We start from the raw sequence: 4,736 nt of genomic DNA on the forward strand, positions 1-4,736 counted from the left end.
TCCGCGGCCTGCCGGTCGGTCAGGTTCTCCACCGCTTGGAACACGGTCACCAACATCAGCCGCCCCGGCGACCAGCCCTGCGGCCCGCGAGCGGCAAACGCCTCGGCGAACTCCGCGTCGGCGAACAGCTCTTCCAACTCGTCACGGACCGCGACCGGCAACGGCGCCCGCCGCCCCCGATACATCTCCGCGACCGCCCGGGTGATCTCTCCCGCGGGCTCGGGCCACGGCAACGGCTGCATCGACATCAGACACCCGATCCTACGGCCGGGAAGGGGAAAGACGACCGCGCCCGACCATCGCAAAGCCGCAGCCCGACCAACGCGCGACGCGCGCCCTACCAGGCCATCAAATGGCCAACAGGGTCGCTGGAGAGCACACACCGCGCACACCATCCAAGATCATGAGGAGCCTTCCGCTCCCCGGCCCGGGCCTCGCCGGCCGTCAGGAGGCGGCCTCGGCGGCGACCGTCCCGGGCTTCGAGCGCCGGCTCAGGGCATAACTCGAACCCGGGGCCAGCGTTCGGCGGGTCGGTGGCGGGCGAGTCGTTGCCAGGAGATCTCCGGGCTGACCCTGGTCGAGTTGCGCCGCCGCACCTCGTCGAGCAGGTCGTCGAGGCCGTACGGCCCGCAGACGACGAGCCGGTCGTGCGCGTCGAGGCGGACGGCCACGGCTGTGGGGTACTCATGCCGGGCGGCGACCTCGTCGGCGATGGTGCGCAATGGGGGCCACCGGGCCGTGCTGAACTTTGCCGGATACCAGGTGTGCATGGCGGCCTGGTTCTTCGCCTCCCACGGAGTATCCGGCCAGGCCGCCACCAGCCGCCGGGGGTCGCACTCCCAGCTCGGTGCGTCAGGTCGAGAAAAGAAGGCGTCGGTGTCACGCACGGATGAAGGGTCGAGGCGCTCGCCGTACCGTTCGCTCCAGACGAGCTCGCCGATGGCACCCGCACCGATCCAGGCGTCCGGCAAGCCGGAGGGTCAATCCCCTGGAATTGTGGAGGGCGTCGTTATATGCCTGGACCTCCAGGGCGCGGATGATCTTTCGTAGTCGATGGGGATCTCCAGTTGCAGACGGAGTGCCGTCGGCGCCGGTCGTAGTAGTCGGTGGTCCAGGTAGCGATCTTGAGTCGGGCTTCGGTGCGGGTGTGCAAGCTGCGGCGGTGTACGTACTCGACCTTGATGGCGGAGAAGTCGGCCTCGACGAACGCGCTCTCGAAGCACGACCCGGCCCGCCCCATCGACTGGCCTTCCGCGTGGGCGCAGGCCTCAGGCGAGTCGGCCGGGATGTAATCGCCTGCCCCTGTCCGAGTGGAAGATCACTCCAGCGACGTCGCCGCCACGGGTGACGGCGACCATGTTCAGCGCTGGGCTGCGGCAAATCAGAGGTCCCACGCCTGCGTAACCGCAGGCGGCCTGCTCGCCACCGCGGCGAGCTCCAACGCTGGCTCTCCCTTCAGCCGGTCGGGTTTAGCCCGATCGACCTGGTACTCCTGGTCAAATCCGCTCCAGCCTCTGAGCTGGTAAGTGCGACTGTCGCCACCTCGGAATGTCGGCGGTGTTGGCTAGCATTCCAGCTATGGCGATCACTCCATCGCGTCACCGCAACGCAGTCTCCGAGGGCATGGCCCTCGGCCTGATCATGTGCGACCGCTTCACGCTGCCGTGGGACAAGGTCGCCATCGACCTGTCCTTTGAGGGCGCCTGGCGGTCGTGGCAGTATCGGCACCGCTTCTCCCAGGTCGACACCGACATCCGCCACGGCGGCGATGGCGCCCGGGTGATGACTCGTGCCGACGAGGGCAAGCAAACCTCTAATTTCTACTGGGACACGAGCGGGCGCGAGATTGCCATCTACCCGCGAAACGTCTGGTCGGACGGCGAGGTCGACGTCGACCAAGCGGCGGAGTGGATCGACGGGTGACGTCCCGGCCGAAGGCTGGCAGGAGCTAGCCACGGACTTTCTCCGACGCTTCAAGAAGTGAACAACAGTTCGACGCACCCGAATCTGTCAGTCTTCGATGATCGAATTGCTCCATGACTGTGAATGTTCGGCGTACTGTTCTTCAGCGCCTCGGCAGCGGGGGTGCCTCACGATTCGGTCGTCCGTACCTCGTGGGCACCATTCGTCAGGAGACTGGCTGCTCCGAGGCAGAGGTGTGGGAAGCACTGTGGGGTCTCGTCGGCGACGGTCTGGTCTACCTAGACACCGCCGGCCAGGGCTCAGGCACTGACAACTGGCAGTGGCGCCTCTCGGCTGATGGGCAGCGAGTCGCCAAGGGCGGCAGCTGGGAGCCTCGTGATCCGGATGGCTACCTGGATCGGATCCGCCGCGAGATCCCAGACCTCGACGACCTCATCGAGCTGTACCTCACTGAGGCACTGCGGTCCTTTAACGGGCGGTGCTACCTCGCCACTTCGGTCATGCTCGGCGTCGCCGCCGAGCGCGCGTTCCTGGTCATGGCCCAGTCCTACGCCACCTCATCCATGGCCGGCGCACCGGCCATGGCCAAGGAGCTCGCCAAGCCACGCAGCAACTACTTCGCGCTGTGGACGGAGTTCCGAAAGCGCATCGAGCCGGTTCGACAGGATCTGCCGGACGGGCTCGCTGACGCTCTCACGCTCGATGCCATCGCTGACCTGATTCGCTTGACTCGCAACGAGGTGGGTCATCCGACCGGGCGGCAGATCGACGAGGACACGGCGCGGGTCCACCTGACGATCGCCCCGGTGTACCTGCGCAAGATGCAGCAGCTCACCGTTCACTTCGCTGGTTCGTCTGCCGGAGCTACGGCATGACACAGCTCCCGATCCCGGTCCACGTCGGGTCTGAGCCGCCTGACCACTGGGACGACATCGAGGCCAAGCAGCGCCAGTTCGGTGAGGAAGCAGCACCGTGGCTGCAGGAGCAGCGTCGCCCAACGATTGCCAGTGCGACTTTCGATTGGGCTGCCCTTGGCTTTGATCCCCGATGGGTGGGGTTTGACACCTCCGACTGTGCAGTGGCTCTGCAGCCGAGCGTCTACTCCGGGCATGGCGCCGATGAGTTCAACCGCTTCCGGCAGGGTGCCGAGAGCCGAGGCGAGACCGCCCTGGTGGTCAGCCCTATCGGTGACGTCGAAGGCAAGGCGTGCAGTGTCCTCTTCCAACATGATGGCTCCGTTTCTTTCGGCCAGAGCTACACGAGCGTCAGCAGTCGGCCGATCGGCAAGGGTGCGCGGATACGGGCTGCCAAGGATCTCGGTGATGCCGACGGCCAGCTCGCACTACGGATGTTGAACTGCAACCCGGCACCTCTGTGGCGCAGTCTGTCGCTCAGCGGAGCGACGCTTGAGTCGTACAACGGGCGAGTCCAGCATCCCGCCGAAGGCACTCTGGTGCCGATCTTGGAGACTGAGCTCGGTGAGCCGGTCGTGGCGGCATGGATCTCGCCGGATGGTGTCGAGCGGCGATACATCGTGCCCGTTGAGACGCCGTGGCCACTTCTCCTGGAGTGGTTGCGGGAGCAGGCGCTGCCGGAGTTCGTCCCAGGCGCGATGCGTCGGGCGAGGCGTCAGCTCGCGACCGACGAGACCTTTATGACCCGTCTTGAACGTGATGTGCGAACGGCGCTGGCTGAACTTGAGGCGGACTACGTCACTCGTCGGCGGCGGCTGGAGCGCGATCTCGAGGAAGCCCAGACTGTGGCATCGACGGTCCGCGAGGGGCTGCTTTATGGCACCGGCAAGCAGCTCGTCGTCGCGGTCCGCACGGTACTGGAGTCGGCCGGAGTCGATGTCGTCGACCTTGACGAAGAGCTCGGCGGCACCAAGAACGCTGATCTGCTCTGTACCTACGCCGGTCGCACGCGGCTGGTCGAGGTGAAGGGTGTCAGTGGCAGCGCTCCGGAGCGCGCCTACCAGGATCTCGTTCGTCACCTTCGGGAGTGGGAGAAGCTACCAGGTGTCACTCCAGTGGTGGGCGGCGCGCTGATCCTAGGTCACCAGCTCCGGGTCGCCCCGCAGGAACGGAGTCGGCAGCCATACGGTCGCCCGGAGTTCCTGGCCGCTCAGGCTGAACCGGTGATCACGCCGCTAGATCTCTTCGATGCCTGGCGTGAGGAGGACGCCGAGGAGATTCGTCGACTGCTGTTCTTTCCTGCAAGCAAGGAGGTGGCTCAGCCTCTGACCGGTGACGCACAGCCGGTGACCGCGGCGGGGCAGGATGGTGTAGGAGCTGGCCGGCGTCGTTGGTTCCGGCGAGGTTGAGGACGACTTGGTGCGTCGGCCTTAGCAACACTTGCGATATCCCCTCTCGTCCCTGGTACGTCTGACATCAGCCTGACGAGCGCGGATCGGTCACGCCGAAGATGGCTTCCTGGGCCCCTCTTCCGCTCAGCGACTGACGACTGACACCAAGATCACCAACAGCATCCGAAGTTCGGGCCAGAGCCATATCCCGTTGACCGCTGGCATCACGTCCCCAGAGGGTCACCCAGGGTGCAGGGCGCCGTCACCACTCTCGGTGGGCATCGCTCACTCCGGCTGAGGACCTCGCAACGCGAGTCGCCGCGATGGTACTTGCGCCCGAGCATCGAAAAGCGAGATCATCACGCATGCTCGACCCCTCGCCCGAGGACGACGGGACTTCACCGACGGTTTCTACGCCGGATTTCGTGGGTCGTGATCGGGAGATGGCGGCGCTCAGGGGCGCCTTGGCCCGGCCACCGGCGATCGTGCTGGTAGAGGGCGAGGCGGG

At 66.1% G+C, this 4,736-nt stretch carries 5 protein-coding genes and 1 pseudogene; 3 read left to right on the plus strand and 3 right to left on the minus strand.

Annotated elements, in window-relative coordinates:
• The 3 genes and pseudogenes from A6A27_RS33600 to A6A27_RS47815 form a co-directional block, all read right to left on the minus strand.
• Positions 1-248, minus strand: a pseudogene (locus tag A6A27_RS33600) (IS1182 family transposase); the annotation flags it as partial.
• 243 nt (positions 249-491) lie between these two features.
• Positions 492-971, minus strand: coding sequence for a nucleotidyltransferase family protein (locus A6A27_RS33605; RefSeq protein ID WP_073838688.1), 480 nt, complete (start codon positions 969-971; stop codon positions 492-494).
• Between the two features lie 38 nt (positions 972-1,009).
• Positions 1,010-1,240 (minus strand): integrase core domain-containing protein, encoded by a 231-nt coding sequence (locus tag A6A27_RS47815; RefSeq protein ID WP_143194301.1) that lies wholly within the window; start codon positions 1,238-1,240, stop codon positions 1,010-1,012.
• A gap of 338 nt (positions 1,241-1,578) precedes the next feature.
• Between A6A27_RS47815 and A6A27_RS33615 the strand changes: the two genes are divergently transcribed.
• The 3 genes from A6A27_RS33615 (at position 1,579) to A6A27_RS33625 (ending at position 4,246) form a co-directional block, all read left to right on the plus strand.
• Positions 1,579-1,923 carry a hypothetical protein gene (locus A6A27_RS33615; protein WP_073838689.1) on the plus strand — a complete coding sequence of 115 codons (345 nt, stop codon included), beginning with the start codon at positions 1,579-1,581 and terminating at the stop codon, positions 1,921-1,923.
• A 113-nt stretch (positions 1,924-2,036) separates the two neighbouring features.
• Positions 2,037-2,798, plus strand: coding sequence for a hypothetical protein (locus A6A27_RS44595; RefSeq protein ID WP_158074111.1), 762 nt, complete (start codon positions 2,037-2,039; stop codon positions 2,796-2,798).
• Positions 2,795-4,246, plus strand: a complete 1,452-nt coding sequence (locus A6A27_RS33625; protein WP_073838691.1) for a hypothetical protein — start codon at positions 2,795-2,797, stop codon at positions 4,244-4,246. Before A6A27_RS44595 ends, A6A27_RS33625 begins: the two co-directional genes overlap by 4 nt.
• The last annotated feature ends 490 nt before the right edge of the window (positions 4,247-4,736 follow it).

Origin of the sequence: Micromonospora sp. CB01531 (assembly GCF_001905095.1) — a bacterium.
In the GTDB taxonomy this organism is placed as follows: Bacteria; Actinomycetota; Actinomycetes; order Mycobacteriales; family Micromonosporaceae; genus Micromonospora.